This is a genomic window from Albimonas marina (assembly GCF_029223255.1).
Lineage (GTDB): Bacteria > Pseudomonadota > Alphaproteobacteria > Rhodobacterales > Rhodobacteraceae > Albimonas.
Window position 1 is genome coordinate 64,838 of the sequence record NZ_JARHUC010000011.1, and the last position, 20,394, is coordinate 85,231.

A 20,394-nucleotide genomic window follows, 5' to 3' on the forward strand; every position below is an offset into this window, starting at 1 on the left:
CTAGCGGCGGGTAGGGTCGGCCCCCATCAGCCGGGGCAGGTCGCCGAAGCGGGCGACCAGGCCGAAGACGGCGACGGAGGTCAGGATGAAGGCGATGGCGCCGACGGCCATGGTGGGGGTGAAGCCGTTGCGCAGGGAGTTGAAGATCTGCAGCGTCACCGTCGCGTAGGCCGAGGCGGAGACGAAGAACATCACGATGAACTCGTTGAAGCTGAGCACCAGCGCGAAGAAGAAGCCGGAGACCGTGTAGGGCAGGGTCTGGGGCAGGACGACGGTGCGGAAGATCGTGCGCTCGGTCGCGCCGAGTGTGGCGGCGGCGTCGAGATGGGCGCGCTCGATCGACTGGAGGCCGATGGAGACGGTGGCGAGCGGCAGGGCCGCGTGCAGCGCGGCGTGGGAGAGGACTCCCGCGCCGAGCGTGCCGATCAGCCCGGTGAAGGACCACAGGAACCCCAGGCCCACGCCGAAGACGATGGGGGGCAGGGCGAAGGGCATGGCGAGCGAGCCCGCCAGCAGGCGCGAGAGGCGCGAGCCGCGCCGCCACAGGCCGTAGGCCGCGGGCCAGGCCAGCAGGGTGGCGAGCGCCGCCGAGGCGACCGCGATCAGGACCGAGCGCTCGAGCGCGCGGGTCCAGACCGGGTCGGAGACGAAGAACTCGACGAAGCGGTCGAGGGTGGGATCCTCGGGCGGGAACAGCATGGTGCGCCCGCCGTTGAGCGCCGCCGCGCAGACCACCGCGATGGGGGCGAGCACGAAGAGCGCGCACCAGGCGAGGTAGAGGCGGCCGAGCAGGCGGCTCATCGTCCGGCCTCCGACAGGCGCGCGAGGCGCAGGGAGGCGAGCAGGAAGGCCCCCGCGGTCACCAGCAGCACCACCGCCTGGGCGGCGCCGAAGGGGGCGTTGAGCGTGGCGCCGCGCACGGATTCGTAGATCGTGATGGTCAGGGTCTGGCGGGCGGGATCGGCGAAGACCGTCACCGCCACGTAGGCCCCCAGCAGGTAGACGAAGAGCAGCAGCGCCGCCCCCATCAGCGGCAGGCGCGCGGCGGGCAGCACCACCGTGCGGATCACCGTGGCGGGGCGCGCGCCCAGGGTGCGCGCGGCCTCGAGCATCGCGGGATCGAGGCGCGAGAGCGCGGGGTAGAGCAGGATCACCGCGTAGGGGAAGACCAGGTAGCTCATCGTCAGCACGGTCGCGAAGACCGAGGTTTTGAAGCGCACGTCGCGCGGCGTGGCCATGCCGATCTCGCGCAGCGCGTCGAACCAGCCCGTGGCCTTGAGCCAGTCGGTGACGCCCGTCTCGCGCAGCACCATCGGCAGGCCCGAGCGGTTGGAGAGCAGCACGTCCCAGCCCATCACCACGAAGACCTCTGAGAGCGAGAGCGACGACAGCAGGAACACCAGCCACAGCGTCTGCGCGCGGCGGGAGCGGCGGGTCATCAGCCAGGCGAAGGGGAAGGCGAAGCCGACGGCGAGCAGGGCGCCCGCGGCGGCGTAGGCGAGCGTCCACCACAGCTTCTGGAGGTAGAGGAAGGAGGTGGAGGCGGGCCAGTCGAGCCCGGCGAAGAAGCGGACGTAGTTCTCGGGCGTCAGCGCCCAGCGCCAGGCCGCGCCCTCGACCACCTGGCCGAAGGAGACCGCGAGCACGATGGCGAAGGGCGCGACGCACAGGACCAGGAGCGCGAGGCCCAGCAGCGCCTGGAGGGCCCCGAAGCCGGGGCGCGGGAGGCGGGCCGCGCGGCTCACGGCGCCCAGGCGCCGCGTCGGCGGTCGCGCTCTTGGGGGGCGTGGCGCGCGCGGCGCGCGGCGGGCGTGGCGCCGGGGGCGGGCCTCGCGAGGCGGGGCGCCTGCGGACCGCGGGGCGGGAGGATCGCCGCGGCGAGGGGGCGAGGGCGCGGAAAGAGGAGCGCAGGCGCGTCGGTCGCGCAGGCGCCGCATCGGCGGTCGCGCCCGTGGGAGTCGGGGCGTGCGCGGCGCGAGGCGGGCATGGCGCGCGGGACGGGCCTCGCGAGGCGGGGCTCGCTCGGCGGGCGCGCTGCGCGCGGGGAGAGCTTCGGGAGCTTTCCCCGGAACAGGGGCCGCGCCTGCTCCGCGGAGCCGTCCTTCGCGTCGGATGCCTGAGCCCCGCGGCCCGTCCGGTCAAGGACAAGCCGCGCAAGCGCGGTCGCTTCGCGATCCTGGACCGGACGGGCCGCGCGGCTCCGGGCGGCATCCGCGAAGGACGGCTCCGCGGAACAGGCGCTCGGCGCCCCGGGGCGGGCGCCGCGCCGGGGCGCCCGGAGCCGGCGGAGGAGAGAGGGGGCGAAGGGGGAGGGGCGCGCCGTCGGCGAGCGGGGCGAGCGGGGCGAACGCTGCGACAGGACGCCGACGAGGCGCGAGGGCGAGGGCATGGGCCTGGGCGGCGTCGCGCAGGCGGCGACTGCGTTGACGGCGGGGGCCTCGGGGGCGGCGACGGCCGGGGCTTGGGAGCGGGCGGCGCGGATCCCGTAGATGGCGGGCGCTGCGCGCGGTGGGGGAGAGAACGTCTGCGCCGGGGTGGGGCGGGTCGGCGCCGGGCGGCGCACGGCGAGGGTCTCGCGCAGGGGCGGCGGGACGGCGGGGGTCATGCGGCGTCCGCCCGGTCCTGGGCGGGGAAGACGCGGATCAGCTCGGGCGGCAGGAACAGGTGGACCTCGTCGCCCAGCGCGGGACGGGCGGGGTTCGAGAAGGGCAGCTCGCAGACCTGCGCGCCGTGGGGCGTCTCGACGTGGATCTCGCGCACCTGGCCGATGTCGCGCACGAAGGCGACGCGGCCGGTCAGGGTGTTCGCCCCGGCCTCGGGGACGAGGTGGGTCCACTCCGGACGGCAGGCCGCCTGCACCGGCGCCCCGTCGCGGAAGTTCGCCGCCGGCGCCACCGTCAGGCGCGGGCCGGACGGCAGGGCCACCGCGCCGCCCTCGGCCGTGCCGGTCAGGAAGTTGGCCTTGCCGATGAAGCCCGCCACGAACCGGTTGGCCGGGCGCTGGTAGACCTCCTGCGGGGGGCCGACCTGCTCGGCCCTTCCGCGCGACATCACCACGATGCGGTCGGCCATGGTCATCGCCTCGCGCTGGTCGTGGGTGACCACGATGGTGGTGATCCCCAGGCGCTGCTGGAGGAGGCGAAGCTCGACCTGCATCTCCTCGCGCAGCTTGGCGTCCAGCGCCGACATCGGCTCGTCGAGGAGGAACACCTGAGGCTCCTGCGCGAGCGCCCGGGCGATGGCGACGCGCTGGCGCTGGCCGCCCGAGAGCTCCCCGATCCGGCGGTCGCCGTAGCCGGGGAGCTGGACGAGATCCAGCAGCGCCTCGGCCCGCGCGCGGCGCTTCGGCTTCGCCACGCCCTCGATCGCCAGCGAATAGGCGACGTTCTCAGCCACCGTCAGGTGGGGGAAGAGCGCGAAGTTCTGGAACACCATGCCGAAGCGGCGCTTGTGGGCGGGGACGTCGGTGATGTCCGTCTCGCCCAGGTGGATGCGCCCGAAGGAGGGGCTCTCGAGCCCCGCGATCATGCGCAGGAGCGTGGTCTTTCCGCAGCCCGAGGGGCCCAGCAGGGCGGTCAGCTCCCCGGCGGGGAAGCGGAGATCGACGTTCTCGACCGCCGCCGTCCCGCCGGGGAACGTCTTGCGCACATCCCACAGGCGCAGGTCCGCCGCGTCCCCTGCGGGGACGCCTCGTCCGGGCTCTCCGGAGGTCATCGCGGCGGCCTCAGGCGGCCGCCAGCATCTTCTCCCACGTCTCCTTGATGAACTCGCCCATGTCGAGATAGGCCTCGTAGGCGGGCGTGATGGCGGGGGCGCCGGAGACGGCGGCGAACTCCTCGTCGGTCAGGTCGGTCGAGGCCTGGGGGAGGAGCGGCGCGGTGCCGATCATGCGGCTCATCAGGGCCTGGGTGGCGGGGTCGGAGGAGAAGTCGATGAAGGCCGCGGCCTCCTCGGCCTTCTCCGAGCCCTCGGCCAGGCACCAGGAGCCGTAGTCCTGGGGGTTGCCTTCCTTCGGGAAGATCGAGGCGATGGGGAAGCCCTCGGCGGCCATGATGCCGGCGACGTCGTGGTAGTAGATGCCGCCGATCACGTCCTCGTTCTTCATGCCCTGCTCCATCTGGCTCTCGGCCGACCACCACAGCGCGACGTTGGGCTTCAGCTCGGCCACCTTCTCGACCACCGCGACGATGCCGTCCTTCGACATCATCGTGGCCTCGCCCTCGAAGAAGGTGGCGGCGGTGATGTCGAGGAAGTGGGAGTTGTGGAGCTTGGAGATGCCCAAGCTGGCCTCGTAGGTCGCGGGATCCCAGAACTCGGTCCAGGAGGCGGGGGGCGCGACGACGTCGGGGTTCACCACCATCGAGGTGAACCAGGACATCGCGCCCACGCCGACCAGGCCCGCGTCGGCGGTGTAGAGGAACTTGGCGTCCAGCCCCTCGGCCCGGGGCATGGCGGCGGGGTCGAGCGGGGCCAGCAGGCCGCCGATGCGCGAGGCGCGGATCATCGTGTCGCGCGCGTAGAGCGAGAGGTCCGCGGGGACCGAGCCGGAGCGGGCGGCGTTCTGCATCGTCACCAGCCAGTCGGAGGAGTTGGGCTGGGTGACGGATTCGACCGCGATGCCGGTCGCCTCGGTGAACTTGGGGTACACGTGCTCCTTGAACGAGTTCTCGAAATAGCCGCCGTAGGAGCCGATCTTGAGGCTGCGCGCCTGGGCCAGCGCCGGGGCGCCGAGGCCGGAGGCGGCGGCGAGGCCGGCCATGCCGGCGGCCCCCTTGAGGATCGTGCGGCGGGAGACCCGGACGGCGCCGGTGCGGGCGAGGAGCGGCGAGGCGGGGCGCGAGGTCATGAACGCTCTCCTGTCGGGCGAGGGCGCGGAGGCCCTGTTGGATCCGATGCCCCGGACTGGCGCCGGGTTGCGCGGAGGAGCCATGCAGGGGGCGTGCCAGAGGGGCGCGAGGCGACCGGTGACGGAGGCGCCCTGCGGGCGGGCTTGGGCCTCCGGCCGGTGGGCGTGCCGGGATGGGCGAGGGAAAGGGAGCGGCGGCAGGGGGGGGCCTCCGAGGTGGGGCTCGTCGGCGGGCCGCTGCGCGGGGGCGCGCGTTGCGCGCCCGGAAGGTCGCTTCGGGAGCTCACCAAAGAACAGGCGCTTCGCGCGGGCCTGCGGGCGTTGCGCAGGGCGCGCCTGGCGCGAGCGGTGGGTGGGGTTTGCCTGCGTTCGGCGCAGGCGGGAGGCTTTTGGTGGTCATTTGGTAGGCGGTTGCGTTTGCGTGGTCAAATGAATTGCAGGGTGGCAGAGTGCAGGGGACTCGTTCTCTCTCTGATGGAGCCGGCCATGCATGACGGTCCCGCCGACGCCCTGCCCGTGGAACATCGCGCGCTGACGCTCGAGGATGCGCAGCTGCCGGTGGTGGACCTGGGGCCGCTGGACGACGGCTCGCCCGAGGGGATCGCGCGCGTCGCCGAAAGCCTGGGACGGGCGGCGCGGACCTCGGGCTTCTTCTACATCGTAAACCACGGCGTGCCGCAGGCGCTGGTCGACGGGGTCATGGCGGCCTCGAAGGACTTCCACGGGCGCACGCGCCGCTTCAAGATGCGCAGCTGGTGCGGGTTCTCGACCCACCATCGGGGCTACGTGCCCTACGAGGAGAACGGATCGAAGTTTCCCAGGCGGATCAACTTCAACGAGGCCTGGGACATGGGCTTCGAGGCGCCGGCGGACCATCCCGACCACCTCGCCGGCTGGCGGATGACCGGGCCGAACGTCTGGCCGGAGATCCCCGGCTGGAAGGAGACCGTCTCGGCCTACTACGAGGCGGTCTTCGCGCTGGGGCTGCGGATGCTCGACTGCCTGGCCTTCGAGCTGGGGGTGGACCCGGCCGAGCTGCGCGCGCAGTGCGACTGCCCGACCTCGCAGCTGCGGCTGCTGCGCTACGTGCCCAACGACATGCCGAAGTCGGCGGACTACGTGGGCATCGACAGCCATTCGGACTTCGAGTGCTTCACCATCCTGCACACCGGCGGGCCGGGGCTGCAGGTGATGAACGCCGAGGACCAGTGGGTCGAGGCGCCGCCGATCCCCGGCGCCTTCGTGGTCAACATCGGCGACATCTTCGAGGCCTGGTCCGGGGGCGCCTACAAGTCCACCCAGCACCGGGTGCTGAACCAGGGGACGGAGCGCTTCTCCTGCCCGCTGTTCTTCGGGCTGAACTACCACGCGATCGTGCAGCCGCTGGAAAAGTTCCGGACGCCCGAGACGCTGGCCAAGTACCCGCCGTTCAAGGCGGGGGACCACCTGATGCGGATGACCATCGGGGGCTTCCGCTACATGGCCGACGCGCGCGAGAAGGGCGAGCTGGTGCCCGATTTCGAGGTGCCGGACAGGAACCCGTTCGCGCGCGAGGCGAAGCCGATCGAGGGCCAGGACGCCGGCTGAGGCGGGCGCGGGGGCGCCGCCCGCCACCGCGGCGCCCCTCGCCGGAGAGGAGGCCGCCGCGCCGCGCCCGCGCCGGTCGCGGCCCGCGCGCCCGCGGCGGCGGGGCCGGCCGCGCGCAAAGGGAGACGGCCGCGAGCGGCGCGCCGCCCGCCCTGCGCCGCGGGCGCGCGCGGGGCAGGCGGCGCCCGCCTGACGCGGCGCCTGCGCGCGGCGGGCGGATCCGGGCGGGCGAGGCCGCGGGGTCAGGCTTCGGGGGGCTCCGGCGCCGGGTCGGCGACGGGGGCGGGGTCGGGCCCCGGGCCAGGCGCCGGGGCGGCGGGCCGCGGGCGGGGCGCGATCTCGTCGGGGTCGGCGACGTCGACCGAGACCGACAGCATCTGCCCGCCGGAGCCGACCACCAGCCCCGTCACCGGGGCGCAGTCGGCGTAGTCGCGGCCCGTGGCGGCGAGGACGTGGTCCTCGCCCGGCTCGACGTCGTTGGTGGGGTCGAACTGCACCCAGCCGTGGCCCGGATCCCAGACCGAGACCCAGGCGTGGGTGGCGTCGGCGCCGATCAGCCGCTCCTGCCCCGGCGGCGGGAGAGTGCGCAGGTAGCCCGAGACGTAGGCGCAGGGCACCCGCAGCGCGCGCATCGCCGCCAGCATCACGTGGGCGAAGTCCTGGCACACGCCCTCGCGCGCGGCGAAGCTGTGGGCGGCGATGGTGTCGGCCCCCGTCGCGCCGGGCACGTAGGCGAAATCGGCGTGGACCGCGGCGCAGAGTTCGCGCGCCGCCTCCAGCACCGGGCGGCCGGGGGTGAAGATGCGCCGGGCGTAGGCCTCGATGGCGTCGTCGGCCTCGGTGTAGCGGGTGGGGAAGGCGAAGAGCGCGGCGGCCAGCCCCGCGGGCGCGGCGGCGGCGGCGGCCGCGGCCTCCCACGGGGTCGAGGCGCCGGGCATGATCTCGGGCGCGGGCAGACGCTCGACCACCGTCTCGGCCACGATCTCGAGCGTGTCGTGGGGCTCGGAGACGGTGGCGGTGGCGAGGTGGTTGCCGAAGCCGTCGTCGAAGCGGTCGAGGTCCTGGGGCTCGGGCGTCACGGTCAGGCTGTGGGAGAGCACCTTCTGGTCCGGCCGCTCCACCGGCGTCAGCCGCAGCAGGTGCTGGGAGAAGGCCGCCGGAGCGCCGTAGACGTAGCGCGTTTCGTGGCGGACGCGCAGGCGGCTCATGCGCCGCCCTCCGCCGGGCGCATGCGCTGGGCGGCCTGCACCTGGGCGTGGGTCTGGGTATGGGCGAAGAACGACCGCGCCAGCTCGTCCGACAGTTCCGCCAGCGCCTGGCGCACGTCCTGGATCAGGGCGCGCAGCAGCGGGCGCGCGCCGTCCTCGTCCTCCTCGGCCAGGGTCTCGGGGTCGGCGAGGCGCACCTCCATCAGCACCCGCATCGCCATGCGCAGCTCGCGCGAGCGGCGGGGGCCGGGGGAGGGCAGGCGCTCCAGCGCCTCCTCGAGGCGCATCAGCTGGAAGACGAGGGAGCGGGGGTTGCGCTCGTCGAGGATCAGCAGGTCGATGGCGGGCGCGGGTGCGGGCGTGGTCATGTAGCGCGTGCGGTAGGCCGAGCGGCTGTCGAGCAGGGTCAGCCAGGCGCGCAGCCAGGTCTCGTCCGGGTCGCGGCGCCGGCCGGCGAGCGCGTCGGCGGCGCGGGCGAAGGTGAGGCCCCGCTCCACCCCGCGGCCGAGCTCGAGGAACCGCCAGACGTGGTTGCGGGTCTGGTTCTCGTGCGTGGCGCCGGCGAAGGCGGCGAGCGCCAGCAGGCTGTCGTCGATCAGGCGCAGGAGGGCCGAGGCGTTCTGCGGCGGCGGCGGAGAGCGCCAGCCCCCGTCCGAGCAGAGCCGGTCGATCGAGCGCCAGCTCTCCTCCGACAGGTAGGGGCGCACCCGCTGGCCGGTGCGGCGCAGGGCCGACAGCAGGGCCGCGATGCCCATCGGCTCGTGCGGGTCGGCGGTGAGGCGGGCGATGGCGTCGCGCACGCGGACCATGCCGGTGCGCCGCTCGTCCGCGCCGGCCTGGATCTCGAGGATGGCGGAGAGGACCTCGGGGCTCTCGTCCTCCTCCTGGCCCGAGAGCATGCGGTCGATGGCCACCCGCAGGGCGCGCAGGGTGCCGTCGGCGCGCTCGGTGGTGCGGCCGAGCCAGAACAGGTCGTCGGCGACGCGGGAGAGCAGGTCGCCGCCGGTGCGGCGCAGGTGGGCGCCGGCCAGGCGACGCTCGATCGAGGGGGCGGTGCGGGCCTCGTCCTCGGTGCGCGCGGGGATCCAGACGTCCTTGCCGAAGGCGAGCGGCGGCGGCGGGCAGCCGGGCTCGACCAGGGTGGCGACGCCGCCCGGCGCGACCGACCAGCCCTTGGGCGTCAGGCCCGCGAAGACGCGCATCATCCACTGGCGGGGGGCGAGGCCGCCCTCCTCCCACGCCGGGGTGGTCGAGAGCGGCGGCGTCGCCACCGCCGCCAGCCGGTCGCCGGAGCGCTGCAGGAAGCGGAACAGGGCGTCGCGGTCGCGCATGGTCAGCGTGGGGGCGCCGCGCTCGGTCAGCGGGCCGCGGGTGATGCGTTCGAGCCGCCAGAGCTCGGGTTCGTCCATCGCCTGTTCGCGCGCCTTGGGGTCGCCCATCCACAGGCAGGGCGCGTCGTGGAGGATCAGCGGCTCCTCCAGCAGGTTCTCGCACAGGATGTGGGCGAAGGGGGCCATGGCGCGGTAGGCGAAGGCGCCCGAGCCCAGGCCGTTGGCGAGCCGCAGGCGGCCCGAGCGGGCGGCGAGCGACAGGGCGGGGGCGCCGGGGGCGGCCTCGTCGGGCTGGAACAGCGCGTCGAGGTGGCGCGAGTGGACGCCGCGCAGCAGGACCGAGAGGGGCTTGAGCCCCTCGACCGTCTTCACGTAGGCGGCGCCGTGGCGCACGGTGACGTCGCCGGGCTCGATCAGCGCCGCGCCCAGGTAGCGGGCGAAGTAGGCGTGGGAGAAATAGCGCGCGTCGCGGGCGCCGCCGGACATCAGGGCGACGCGGCCGTCGGGGCCCATCGCGTCCTCGAGCGTGCGCTGGAGGGCGAGGTAGTGGCCGGCCAGCCGGCGCACCCGGGCGCCCAGGAAGGGCTCGGCGAAGGACTGGGAGGCGGCGACGCGGTTGGCGATCAGCCAGCCGTCGCCCAGCGGGCTGTCGACCCGGTCGGCGAGCACCATCCAGCGCCCGTCGGCGCCGCGGGCGAGGTCGACCTCGTAGAGGGTCATCCAGGGCGCGTCCTGGCGGGGCCAGTCGCGCCGCCACAGCGCGAAGTCGGGGTTGCCGTAGGCGAGGCCGGGGGGCAGCCAGCCTTCGTGCAGGGCCTTCTGGGGGCCGTAGAGGTCGCGCAGCGCCGCCTCGATCAGGCGGGCGCGCTGGGCGACGCCCAGCGAGATGGTCTCCCATTCCTCCGGCGCGATCACCACGGGGAAGGCGTCGGCGGCGGCGGCCATGGCGTCGGCGGCGCCGGCGGGATCGAAGGCGACGCCGGATTCGAGGCGCAGGCGGCGGTTCTCGGTCAGCACCGCCTCGTAGCCCTCGGGGCCGGCGCGGCGGGCCCAGTCGATGACCCCGCGCCAGTGGGAGCGCAGGCGCCCTTCGGCGTCGATGGCCTCGTCGAAGACCCGGGCGGGGGCGCCGGCGGGCGCGAGGGCGGCGGGCGGCTCCGCGGGGACCGTCGCGACCTCGCCGCCCGCTTCCGGCGCACGCCCGGCGGTCCGGCCGGACGCGGTCCGGTCGGCGGGGTAGTGCGCGAAGAGGGCCCGGAGGTCCTCTTCGAGGCGGTCGGCGACGGTCATGAAACTCCTTGCGAGGCCTCGATGGGGCGCGGGCGCCGGCGTCGCCCGGGCGGCCGTTCGCGACCGGCGCGGGGCCCGGGGCGGGCGCCGACCGGGCGCAAGGGGCGGAGTATGCACAGCCCCGCCGGGGGCGCCAAGCTGGGGATCGGTGCTGCGGCGACGCGGCCCCCGGCGCGCGCCCGCCGGACTCTCCGCCTCCGATCCCCGCGAGACGCGCGGTCCCGCGCGCCCATGACCGCACCGGTTCTCGCCTGCCCGGCTCCGCACGCGCGCCTGGCTCCGCGTCCGGCTCCCCCGCCCGCCCCGGGCGCCCCTGGCCCCACGCGCCCCCGGGAGCGCCTGTTCTCCGGAGCCGTCTCTCGCGGATGCCGTAAAGAGCGAGTCGCCGGACGGGGTCAGGGATCGCGAAGCGACCCCGCGTTTGCGCGGGGCTTGTCCTTGACCCCGTCCGGCGACTCGCTCAGGCATCCATCCGCGAGAGACGGCTCCGGAGAACAGGCGCGGGCGCTTTGTTCTTGGGTGAGTCAGGAGCCCGCCGGAGGCTCCCTCCGCAAGCCCCTCCGGGCGCGCCCGAGCCCAAAGGCCCAAGCCCGCCCGCAGGGCGCCTGTAGTCCGCCCCCCTTCGGGAGGGAGGCAGAGGGGCTCAGCGCTGGCGGCGCAGGTCCAGGGTCAGCGGCTGGTCCGGGCTGATGCGCGCGGGCGCGGGCTTCATGCGGCCGGGCGTATGGCCGATGGTCTCGAAGCGGGCCAGGCGGCGCCCTTCCGCCTCCAGGTCGTTGATCGGCTGGGTGTCGAAGGCGCGCCCGCCCGGGTGGGCCGAGCGCAGGACGCAGCCGCCGACGGAGCGGTCGGAGAAGGAATCCCACAGGTCGAAGACCATGGGCGTGTGGACGCCGATGGTGGGGTGGAGGCACTCGGGCGGCTGCCAGGCGCGGTAGCGCACGCCGGCGACCCGCTCGTCCTTGCGGCCGGTCTCGGTCAGGGGCACCTCGTAGCCGTTGCAGGCGACCTTGTAGCGGCCCTCGAGGTCGCCGACGACGCGCAGCTGCAGGCGTTCGAGGGAGCTGTCGACGTAGCGCACGGTGCCGCCGATGGCGCCGGTCTCGCCCAGCACGTGCCAGGGCTCGATGGCCGAGCGCAGTTCCAGCAGCACGCCCTTGTGGCGGACGTCGCCGGCCAGCGGGAAGCGGAACTCGAACTGGGCGCGGAACCACTCGGGATCGATGGTCATGCCCAGGAAGTCCTCGATGTCCGACAGGACCTCGAGGAAATCCTCCCACACGAAATGGGGGAGCATGAAGCGGTCGTGCAGGGCGGCGCCCCAACGGCGGAGCGGCCGCTCGAACGGCTCCTTCCAGAACTTGGCGATCAGGGCGCGCAGGATCAGGGACTGGGCCAGCGACATGCGCGGGTGGGGCGGCATCTCGAAGGCGCGGAACTCCACCAGGCCGAGGCGGCCGGTGGGGCCGTCGGGGGAGTACATCTTGTCGATGCAGATCTCGGCGCGGTGGGTGTTGCCCGAGACGTCCGTCAACAGGTTGCGGAAGATGCGGTCGACCAGCCACAGCGGCGTGGACCAGCCGGGCTTGGGCGCCTGCTCGAGCGCGATCTCCATCTCGTAGAGGATGTCGTCGCGCGCCTCGTCCATGCGCGGCGCCTGCGAGGTCGGGCCGACGAACTGGCCCGAGAACAGGAACGACAGCGACGGGTGCAGCTGCCAGTAGCGCACGATCGAGGCCAGCATGTCGGGCCGGCGCAGGAAGGGCGACTGTTCGGGCGTGGCGCCGCCCACGACGATGTGGTTGCCGCCGCCGGAGCCGGTCTGGCGGCCGTCGTAGAGGAACTTGGTGGTGGCCAGCGAGCAGTGGCGGGCGTCGTCGTAGAGGCCCTCGGCGATCTCGACCAGCTCCTCCCAGGTCTCGGCGGGCTGGATGTTGACCTCGACCACGCCGGGGTCGGGGGTGACCATGATCTTCTGGAGGCGCGGGTCGGAGGGGGGCGAGTAGCCTTCGAGCTGCACGGGCAGGCCGGTCACCTCGGCCGCCTCCTCGATGGCCGCGATCAGGTCGACGAAGCTGTCGGCGGAGGGGAGCGGCGGCATGAAGATGTGCAGCCGGCCCTCGCGCGGCTCCACCGTCACTGCGGTGCGCACCAGGTTGGTGTAGATGGCGATGCCGGGGTCGGGCATCGAGGCGGCGTTCATCGCGGCCTCGGGGTGCAGCTCGCCGGCGATGGGCATGGGGGTGTGGCCGGGGGCGGCCTCGCCCATCCCGGGGCCGTAGCCCCAGACGCCCGACTGCGGGTTCTCGGCGGTCGCGGCCCGGCCCTGCATGGCGGTGCGCCGCGCCAGCGGGGCGCGGGGCGCGAACGGGTCGAGCGGGTTCATCCAGGGCCGGTCGATCTCGGTGATCCAGGCCAGCGACGACAGCGGCAGGCGGTAGCCCGCGGCGCTGTCGCCGGGGGCGAGGAACAGCTTGCCGCGGCGGGTGCGCCAGCGCTCGGTCGCCCAGAAGAAGCGGCGGCGGGAGCGGTCGCGCGCCTGCTGGGCCTGCACCGGCAGGACCATGCAGACCGGCTTGCCGAGGCCGCGGTCGAAGACGCGGGCGAGCCGCTGCCGCTCCATCGGGTCGTCGAGCTTGTTGTCGACGGGATCGAGGTTGATCGGCAGCTCCTGCTCGCGCAGCAGGAAGGGGGCGGGGTCCTCGTAGGCGGCCTCGGCGGCGATGGGGTCGATGTCGAGGGCTTCGCACAGCGCCTCGGTGAACTTCTTGGCCTCGGGGAAGCCGGCGCCCGAGGCGGTCTCGGGCGCGATCAGCTCGGGCTTCTCCCACAGGGGTTCGCCGTCCTTGCGCCAGTAGAGGCCGAAGGCCCAGCGGGGCAGCTGCTCGCCCGGATACCACTTGCCCTGGCCGTGGTGCAGCAGGCCCTGGGGGGCGAAGCGGGCGCGGAGGCGGCGGATCAGCTTGTCGGCGTAGATGCGCTTGGTGGGGCCGACGGCGGCCTCGTTCCACTCGGGCGCGTCGCGGTCGTACTCGGCGACGAAGGTGGGCTCGCCGCCCATGGTCAGGGCGACCCCGTCGGCGGCGAGGCGGCGGTCCACCTCCTGGCCGGCGGCGTTGATCGCGGCCCAGGCCTCGTCGGTGAACGGGTAGGTGACGCGGGGTTCCTCGCGGACGCGCGCGATCTCCATGTGGAAGTCGAAGTCGACCTTGTCGGTCTTCTCGTGCCCGCCCGAGATCGGGGCGGCGGAGCGGGGCGAGGGGGTCGCAGCGAGCGGGATGTGCCCCTCGGAGGCGAAGAGGCCGGAGGTCGGGTCGAGGCCGATCCAGCCGGCGCCGGGCACGTAGACCTCGCACCAGGCGTGCAGGTCGGTGAAGTCGGCGTCGGGGCCCGAGGGGCCGTCGACGGACTTCACGTCGGGCGTGAGCTGGATCAGGTAGCCCGAGACGAACCGCGCCGCGAGGCCGCGGCGGCGCATCAGGTGCACCAGCAGCCAGGCGCTGTCGCGGCAGGAGCCCGACCCGATCTCGAGCGTCTCCTCCGGCGTCTGCACGCCGGGCTCCATGCGCACGAGGTAGGCGACCGCGTTCTGGACGACCTGGTTGACCTTCACCAGCCAGTCGACGGTGTGCTCCTCCGCCTCGGGGAGGGAGGCGAGCACGGTCTCGAACAGGTCGCCCTGGGGGCCGGTCTCGAGATAGGGGGCGAGGTCCTTGCGGTCCTCGGGCGTGTAGTCGAAGGGGAAGGACTGGGCGTAGTCCTCCATGAAGAAGTCGAACGGGTTCACCGCGGCCATGTCGGCCACGAGGTCCACCTTCACCTCGAAGTGGTCGACCTTCTCGGGGAACACCAGCCGCGCCAGCCAGTTGCCGAACGGGTCCTGCTGCCAGTTGATGAAGTGCGGCTCGGGCGAGATCTTCTGGGAGTAGCTGAGGATCTTGGTGCGGGAGTGAGGCGCCGGGCGAAGTCGGACCACCTGCGGGCCCATGGTGATGGGCTTGTCGTAGCGGTAGGTGGTGCGATGGGTGATCGCCGCGTTGATGCTCATTCGGTGCGTCCCTCGTCCGGCTGCGCCCAGTGGGCGGCGCAGACGCAGCGCAGCATATTCCGGAGACGATTCCTAGGGGAGGCTGGCCCGGCAGGCGGGATGCGCCGGCGGGGAGGGGGCGGATGATGAAATCGCAGGCGCCGCAGGCGGAGGCGGGGCGGCGGTCAGGGCAGGAGAGGTCCGGGCAGGGTCGGTGCTGGGAGGGTCGGGCCTGGCAGGGTCGGACCCGGCAGGAGCGGACCGGCGCGGCGCCGGGGCCTCGGCCGGGATCTCGCCGGGACGCCGCGGCGCCGGCGGGAGGGCCGGAGGGGCGTCGGACAAGCGACCGCCGCGCCGAAGGGGACGGCGCGGCGGCTCGGTCAGGCGGGGAGGGCCTCCCCGCGGAGCGGAGGGCTCACTTCTGCTTGGCGAGCCACTCGTCGACCTGCTTCTGGGCGTCTTCCTTGGCCACGCCGTAGCGCTCCTGGATCTTGCCCTCGAGGCGCTCGCGGTTGCCGGCGACCTCGTCGACCTCGTCGTCCGTCAGCTTGCCCCACTCGGCCTGGGCCTTGCCGGTGAATTGCTTCCACTTGCCTTCGATCTGGTCCCAGTTCATGGCGGTCTCCTTCCTTCAACCGATGTTGGCCGCTCCGCGTGCGCCGCGTTGGGGGGATGGCGGACGAACGCGTCGCGACCGGCTATGCAGGGAAGATGGAGAGCGACCGTGCCGGAAGGGCGGCGGGCATGCGGCGAGGGCGCGGGTTTCGCGTGGCGATTGGAGGGCGACGGAGATGAGCGGCAACGCCTATGACGCGGGCGGGTTGAACCTGCCCTTCACCGGCATCTGCAGCTTCGGCAAGTATCCGATCGCGCCGCAGGGCGCGCCGATCGACGCCGACGTGTGCATCCTGGGCGCGCCCTTCGACGCGGGCACCCAGTGGCGCGCGGGCGCCCGCTTCGGCCCGCGCGGCGTGCGCGAGGCCTCGACCCTGTTCAGCTTCGGCCACGCGGGCGCCTACGACCACGAGGACGACGCGGTCTATCTCGACGGCGCGCGGATCGTGGACCTGGGCGACGCGGACATCGTCCACACCGACACCGTCCGCTCCCACGCCAACATCGAGGCGGGGGTGCGCCGGATCCTCGCGGCCGGGGCGCTGCCGGTGGTGATCGGGGGCGACCACTCGGTCAACATCCCCTGCATCGAGGCCTTCGAGGAGGACTGCGCGCGCAACGGCCCGATCCACGTGGTGCAGCTGGACGCGCATCTCGACTTCGTGGACGTGCGCCACGGGGTGACGCGGGGCCACGGCAACCCGATGCGCCGCGCGGCCGAGAAGCCCTGGGTCCGCGGCCTGACGCAGCTGGGCATCCGCAACGTGAGCTCGACCGCGCGGGAGGGCTACGAGGACGCGCGCGCCCGCGGCTCGGACATCCTGAGCGTGAGGCAGGTGCGCGCGCTGGGGATCGAGGCGGTGCTGGCGCGGATCCCGGCGGGGGCGCGGGTCTACGTGACCATCGACATCGACGGGTTCGACCCCTCGATCGCGCCGGGGACGGGCACGCCCTCCCACGGGGGGTTCCTGTATTACGAGGGGCTGGAGCTGCTGGCCGGGATCGCCGCGCGCCACGAGGTGGCGGGGGTGGACCTGGTGGAGGTGGCGCCGGACTACGACCCCACCGGCTCGACCTCGATCCTGGCGGCGCAGCTGCTGCTGAACTTCATCGGCCGGATCCTGCACGCGCGCGGCTGAATCATTCAAGCGAGGGGGGGAGGCGCGGCCGGCGGGCGACGTCGCCGGGGGATGGGGTTCCGCGTCCCGAGGGGGTAGGCTCGCGCCGCAAGGCGCGTCCCGGCCGCGGTCGGGGCGCCGGACATGGCCGGCCGCCGCGCCCGCGACCCTCGCGCGCCGGCGCCCGGCGGCGGAGGAAACGGATGATCGGAAAGATGCCCCAGATGCGCGCGGGCCGCGCCTTCGGCCCCCTGGTCGAGGTCGCCGAGGACGCGCTGATCCACGACACCGCGCTGATCCACGGCAAGGTCAGCCTGGGCCCGCGGGTCTCGGTCTGGCCCAACGTGGTGATCCGGGCCGAGCGCGACGCGGTCGAGATCGGAGAGGGGACCAACCTGCAGGACTTCGTGATGGTCCACGTGGGGACGAACTCGGGGACGAAGGTGGGGCGCAACTGCTCGATCACCCACCACGTCACCATCCATGGCTGCGAGATCGGCGACGACTGCCTGATCGGGATCAACGCCACGATCATGGACGGGGCGAAGATCGGCGCGGGCTCGATCGTGGCGGGCCACGCCATCGTGACCGAGAACGCGGAGTTCCCGCCCAACTCGATCATCGCCGGCGTGCCGGCGAAGCGGGTGGCCGAGCGCGACTGCACCGCGCCCAACCGCGGCAACGCCGACTGGTACTGGCGCAACGCCCAGGCCTACGCCCACGGGGTGCATCGCGAAGAGGACTGGTGACCCGGCCCGGAGGCGCGCCGTCGCCGTTGGCGGACGGGCGCGCCTCCTGCGGGAACGGCCGGCCCGCGCCGGGCGTGGACCGACGGCTCGCCCTGGCGCAGGCTGACCGACGCGCCTCCGGCGAGATGGTTACCGGATCTTAATGGGTGAAATCCTAGCGTCCTCCCGAGCCGGTCCGCCCTGTGCGCCCGGCGTCCGCAGGCGTCGAATGCGCCGCGTCAGGGAGAGCTGAAGTGACCCCACCGCCGCCCGGACGACGCTTCGCGCAGCCCCGGTCCCGCGACGGGGAGGCGGGCGGGAAAGCGCCCGAGGGGTTCGCCGACGCCGGCGCCGGATCGCTGTTCCGCGCCCGGCTGGAGACGGCCGAGCCCGTCGCGAGGCGGGGCCTCGCACACCCCGGCGCGCCTCCGGCTCGGCCCGACGGCCTGGAACCGGATCGGGACGGTTCCGCCTCCGACCGGGGCCCGGCGGGCGCCGCGCGGACGGCGACGGGACGGGCGCCGGCCTCTCCTGCGCCTGAGCCGACCCTGCGCAGCTCCGCGCCGGCCGTCGTCGTCTCGGGGCTCGACATGCTGGCCTGGGCGCTGCGGCGTCGCCGGCGCCTGGTCGCGGCGTGCGTGGCCGCGGGGGCGATTGCGGCGCTGGCTCTCCTCGCCGCGGCGCCGGACCGCCACGCGGCCGAGGCGGTGATCGAGATCGCCGCCCCCGCCCCCGACGGCTGGTCCGAGGCCCCTTCCGCCCCCGCTCCGCCCGACGCCGCGGCGATGGAGACCGAGCGCCGTCTGCTCCTTTCGCGCGAGGCGATGGAGCGGGTGGCCGCGCGGCTGGACCTGGCCGCGACGCCAGGGTTCTCCGGCCCCGGCGGCGCCCGCGGCCTCGCCGCGCTGTGGGCGGGCCCGGCGGAGGCGGGCGCGACGGACACGATCGCGGCCGCCCGCCGCCTCGCGGCCCGGGTCACGGCCGAACGCCTGGGCGACAGTCGCCTGATCGCCCTGCGCGCGGTCGCCGCGGAGCCGACGCTCGCCCGGCGCATCGTCGAGGCGCTGGTCGCGGACCGGCTGGCGGCGCAGTCGGCCGCCCGCGGCGAGCGCGCCGCCGCGGCGGCGGAGCGGCTGGCGCGGCGGCTGGCGACGCTCGAGCAGGCCGGCGCCGTCGCGGCCGGGACCGAGCCCGACGCCGGGGCGCGACCGCGCCTCGCGAACCGCGGCGACGGCGCCGCGAGGACGACGCTGTGGGCGTCCGCCCGATCCTCTCCCGACGCGGCCGGGCAGGCTGCGCCTCCGTCCGACGACGCCCGCCTCGCCCCCTCGCGGGACGAGGAGCGGCGCACGCTGGCGGCCCGCCTCGCCGCGGCGCGGCTGGCGGCGGCGACCGCGGCGCCGGACGCGCGGGTGGTCTCGGCCGCGGCGCCGGTTCCCCCGGATCTGCTCCCGGCGGGGCTGACGCTGGCGCTGGGTCTGGGCGGGGGGCTGGCGCTGGGCGGCGCCCTCGCCTGGCTGCGCGAGACGCAGGACGGCGCGCCGCTCTCGGCCGCGATGGCCGCGGCCGACGCGGGCGCGCCGACGCTCGCCGCGCTGCCGCGGGTCCGCGGGCGCCTCGATCCCGTCGTGCAGGCCCGGCGTCGCCCCGGCTCGCCGCTCGCCGAGGGCGCGCGGCGGCTGCGCCAGGCGCTGGCGACCACGGCCGACGCCCGCACGCCGGGCACGGTGGTCGCGGTGCTCTCGCCCGGCCCGGGGGAGGGCAAGTCCACCGTCGCCGCCCTGCTCGCCGAAAGCTGCGCGCTGGCCGGCCTGCGCACGGCGCTGGTCGACGCGGACCTGCGCGCGCCCTCGCAGGCGCGGCGCTACGGGGTCGCGGGCGCGGCCGACCTGCTCTCGGCGCTGGGCGGGGAGGCGACGGTGGAGCAGGCCCTCTCCCGCCCGGTGGAGCGCGGGCCCTGGCTGCTGCCCGCCGATCCCGCCGGCGCCCGCCGGGCCGAGCTTCTGGCCGGCCCCGCCATGGCGCGGCTGGTGGCGGAGCTGCGCCGGCGCTTCGACGTGGTGATCCTCGACACGCCGCCCCTGCTGTGCGCGGCCGAGGCGCGGACGCTGGCGACCCTCGCCGACCGCCGGGTGCTGGCGCTTCGCTGGGGCGAGACGCGGCGCGGCGACCTGCGCGCGGCCGCCGACGCGCTGCGCGAGGCGGGGGCGCCGGCCACGGGCCTCGCGCTCTGCGCCGCGCCGCGCCGCGGCGGCCCGGATCCCGCGGCGCGCCGGCCGCGCTACGGGGGCTTCCTGGAGGGATTCGACGTCTGAGCGCGGCTGCGCCCGCCGGGCGCGCCCGTCCGCCCTCCCGCCCAAGCCCGCCCGCAGGGCGCCTATGGGCCCGGCTCTCCGCCCCGCCCTGCCTGCGCAACCGAACGGCGAGAGACGCGGCGGCCCCGGGCCCGCTGCGGCTTGCCCCGGCGGCGGGGCGCGGCTATACCCCGCGCGGATCGCGCCCGGGCGCGGACCGCGCCTCGGCGGTCCGCGCCCGGCGCGCATGGCGTGCGCGGCCCCCCGCAGCGGAGGCGGCCGACGGAACCGAACATAGGCGCTTCGATGAAGATCAACGGCAACGAAATCCGCCCCGGCAACATCATCGAGCATGACGGCGGCCTGTGGGTGGCGGTGAAGACCGCCCACGTGAAGCCCGGCAAGGGCGGCGCCTTCGCTCAGGTCGAGCTGAAGAACCTGCGCAACGGCACCAAGCTCAACGAGCGCTTCCGCTCCGCCGACAAGGTCGAGCGCGTGCGCCTCGAGCAGAAGGACCAGCAGTTCCTGTTCGAGACCGACGGCATGCTGACCTTCATGGACAGCGAGACCTTCGAGCAGATCGCGCTGCCCGCCGACCTGCTGGGCGACCGCCGCCCCTTCCTGCAGGACGGCATGACCGCGGTCATCGAGTACTACGAGGAGGAGGCCCTCTCGGTGCAGCTGCCCGAGAAGGTGATCTGCACCATCGAGGAGACCGAGCCGGTGGTGAAGGGCCAGACGGCCGCCAACTCCTACAAGCCCGCGACGCTCGACAACGGCGTGCGCATCACGGTGCCCCCGTTCGTGGGCCAGGGCGAGCAGGTGGTGGTGAACACCGAGACCTTCGAATACGTCGAGCGCGCCTGACCATGTGCCTCTCGACCCCCGCGCCGGACGGCTACGTGGCCAAGCCCGCCGCCTCGCACACCCAGATGGTCGACAACGACCGCGTGCGGGTGACCGAGTGGGTCTTCGCCCCCGGCCAGGCCACCGGCTGGCACACGCACCAGATGGACTACGTGGTGACCCCGGTCACCTCGCAGCCCGTCGACATCGTCGGCCCCGACGGCGCGGTGACCCGCACCCAGATGACCGCGGGCGTGACCTACTTCCGCCAGAAGGGCGTGGCGCACGACGTGATCAACGCCGGCGACGGCGAGCTGCGCTTCGTCGAGACCGAGCTGAAGTGACCCCGGCCGGGCGGTCGCGCCCGCGGGATCCGACCCTGAAAGACGCCGCGCCGGCCTCCGGCGCGGCTCATGCATTCCGCAGGCCCCCGATCCGCGGCGGCCTGAGCTGACCGCGGCGCCGATCGCCTCCCGCCCGGGGCGGCGGGGCGCCTCGAGGAGA

General features: G+C 74.7%; 14 protein-coding genes. 6 read left to right on the plus strand and 8 right to left on the minus strand.

Going from position 1 to position 20,394, the window contains the following annotated elements; all coding sequences use genetic code 11:
- The 4 genes from P2H44_RS23725 to P2H44_RS23740 all read right to left on the minus strand — a co-directional run bounded on the left by P2H44_RS23725 (position 1) and on the right by P2H44_RS23740 (position 4,846).
- The gene (locus P2H44_RS23725; protein WP_275767709.1) at positions 1–801 is read right to left on the minus strand and encodes an ABC transporter permease; all 801 of its coding nucleotides are present in this window, start codon (positions 799–801) and stop codon (positions 1–3) included.
- On the minus strand, positions 798–1,745 hold the full coding sequence (locus P2H44_RS23730; protein WP_275767711.1) for an ABC transporter permease: 948 nt from the start codon (positions 1,743–1,745) through the stop codon (positions 798–800). Before P2H44_RS23730 ends, P2H44_RS23725 begins: the two co-directional genes overlap by 4 nt.
- An 856-nt stretch (positions 1,746–2,601) precedes the next feature.
- Positions 2,602–3,714, minus strand: a complete 1,113-nt coding sequence (locus P2H44_RS23735) for an ABC transporter ATP-binding protein (protein ID WP_275767713.1) — start codon at positions 3,712–3,714, stop codon at positions 2,602–2,604.
- A gap of 10 nt (positions 3,715–3,724) precedes the next feature.
- A complete protein-coding gene (locus tag P2H44_RS23740) occupies positions 3,725–4,846 on the minus strand; it encodes an ABC transporter substrate-binding protein (RefSeq protein ID WP_275767714.1) in 1,122 nt (373 codons plus the stop codon).
- 486 nt (positions 4,847–5,332) lie between these two features.
- Between P2H44_RS23740 and P2H44_RS23745 the strand changes: the two genes are divergently transcribed.
- The gene (locus P2H44_RS23745; RefSeq protein ID WP_275767715.1) at positions 5,333–6,433 is read left to right on the plus strand and encodes an isopenicillin N synthase family dioxygenase; all 1,101 of its coding nucleotides are present in this window, start codon (positions 5,333–5,335) and stop codon (positions 6,431–6,433) included.
- Positions 6,434–6,675: 242 nt separating this feature from the next.
- Here P2H44_RS23745 and P2H44_RS23750 read toward each other — a convergent pair whose 3' ends face one another.
- From P2H44_RS23750 to P2H44_RS23765, 4 genes are all read right to left on the minus strand, one after another.
- Entirely contained in the window at positions 6,676–7,641 is a 966-nt protein-coding gene (locus P2H44_RS23750) for a transglutaminase family protein (protein WP_275767717.1), read from the minus strand.
- A complete protein-coding gene (locus P2H44_RS23755; RefSeq protein WP_275767719.1) occupies positions 7,638–10,262 on the minus strand; it encodes a circularly permuted type 2 ATP-grasp protein in 2,625 nt (874 codons plus the stop codon). The genes P2H44_RS23750 and P2H44_RS23755 overlap by 4 nt, the downstream gene beginning before the upstream one ends.
- A 643-nt stretch (positions 10,263–10,905) precedes the next feature.
- Positions 10,906–14,310: a transglutaminase family protein gene (locus P2H44_RS23760; RefSeq protein WP_275767721.1), complete on the minus strand. Its 3,405-nt coding sequence runs from the start codon at positions 14,308–14,310 to the stop codon at positions 10,906–10,908.
- 394 nt (positions 14,311–14,704) lie between these two features.
- Complete coding sequence (locus P2H44_RS23765) at positions 14,705–14,905, minus strand: CsbD family protein (RefSeq protein WP_275767723.1); 201 nt, start codon at positions 14,903–14,905, stop codon at positions 14,705–14,707.
- 175 nt (positions 14,906–15,080) lie between these two features.
- Between P2H44_RS23765 and speB the strand changes: the two genes are divergently transcribed.
- The 5 genes from speB (at position 15,081) to P2H44_RS23790 (ending at position 20,234) form a co-directional block, all read left to right on the plus strand.
- The gene (gene speB, locus P2H44_RS23770; RefSeq protein ID WP_275767725.1) at positions 15,081–16,043 is read left to right on the plus strand and encodes an agmatinase; all 963 of its coding nucleotides are present in this window, start codon (positions 15,081–15,083) and stop codon (positions 16,041–16,043) included.
- 182 nt (positions 16,044–16,225) lie between these two features.
- A complete protein-coding gene (locus P2H44_RS23775; RefSeq protein WP_275767727.1) occupies positions 16,226–16,771 on the plus strand; it encodes a gamma carbonic anhydrase family protein in 546 nt (181 codons plus the stop codon).
- A gap of 569 nt (positions 16,772–17,340) precedes the next feature.
- Entirely contained in the window at positions 17,341–19,065 is a 1,725-nt protein-coding gene (locus P2H44_RS23780; protein ID WP_275767729.1) for a tyrosine-protein kinase domain-containing protein, read from the plus strand.
- Between the two features lie 285 nt (positions 19,066–19,350).
- Entirely contained in the window at positions 19,351–19,911 is a 561-nt protein-coding gene (gene efp, locus P2H44_RS23785) for an elongation factor P (RefSeq protein ID WP_275767731.1), read from the plus strand.
- 2 nt (positions 19,912–19,913) lie between these two features.
- A complete protein-coding gene (locus P2H44_RS23790) occupies positions 19,914–20,234 on the plus strand; it encodes a cupin domain-containing protein (RefSeq protein WP_275767733.1) in 321 nt (106 codons plus the stop codon).
- Positions 20,235–20,394 lie beyond the last annotated feature (160 nt).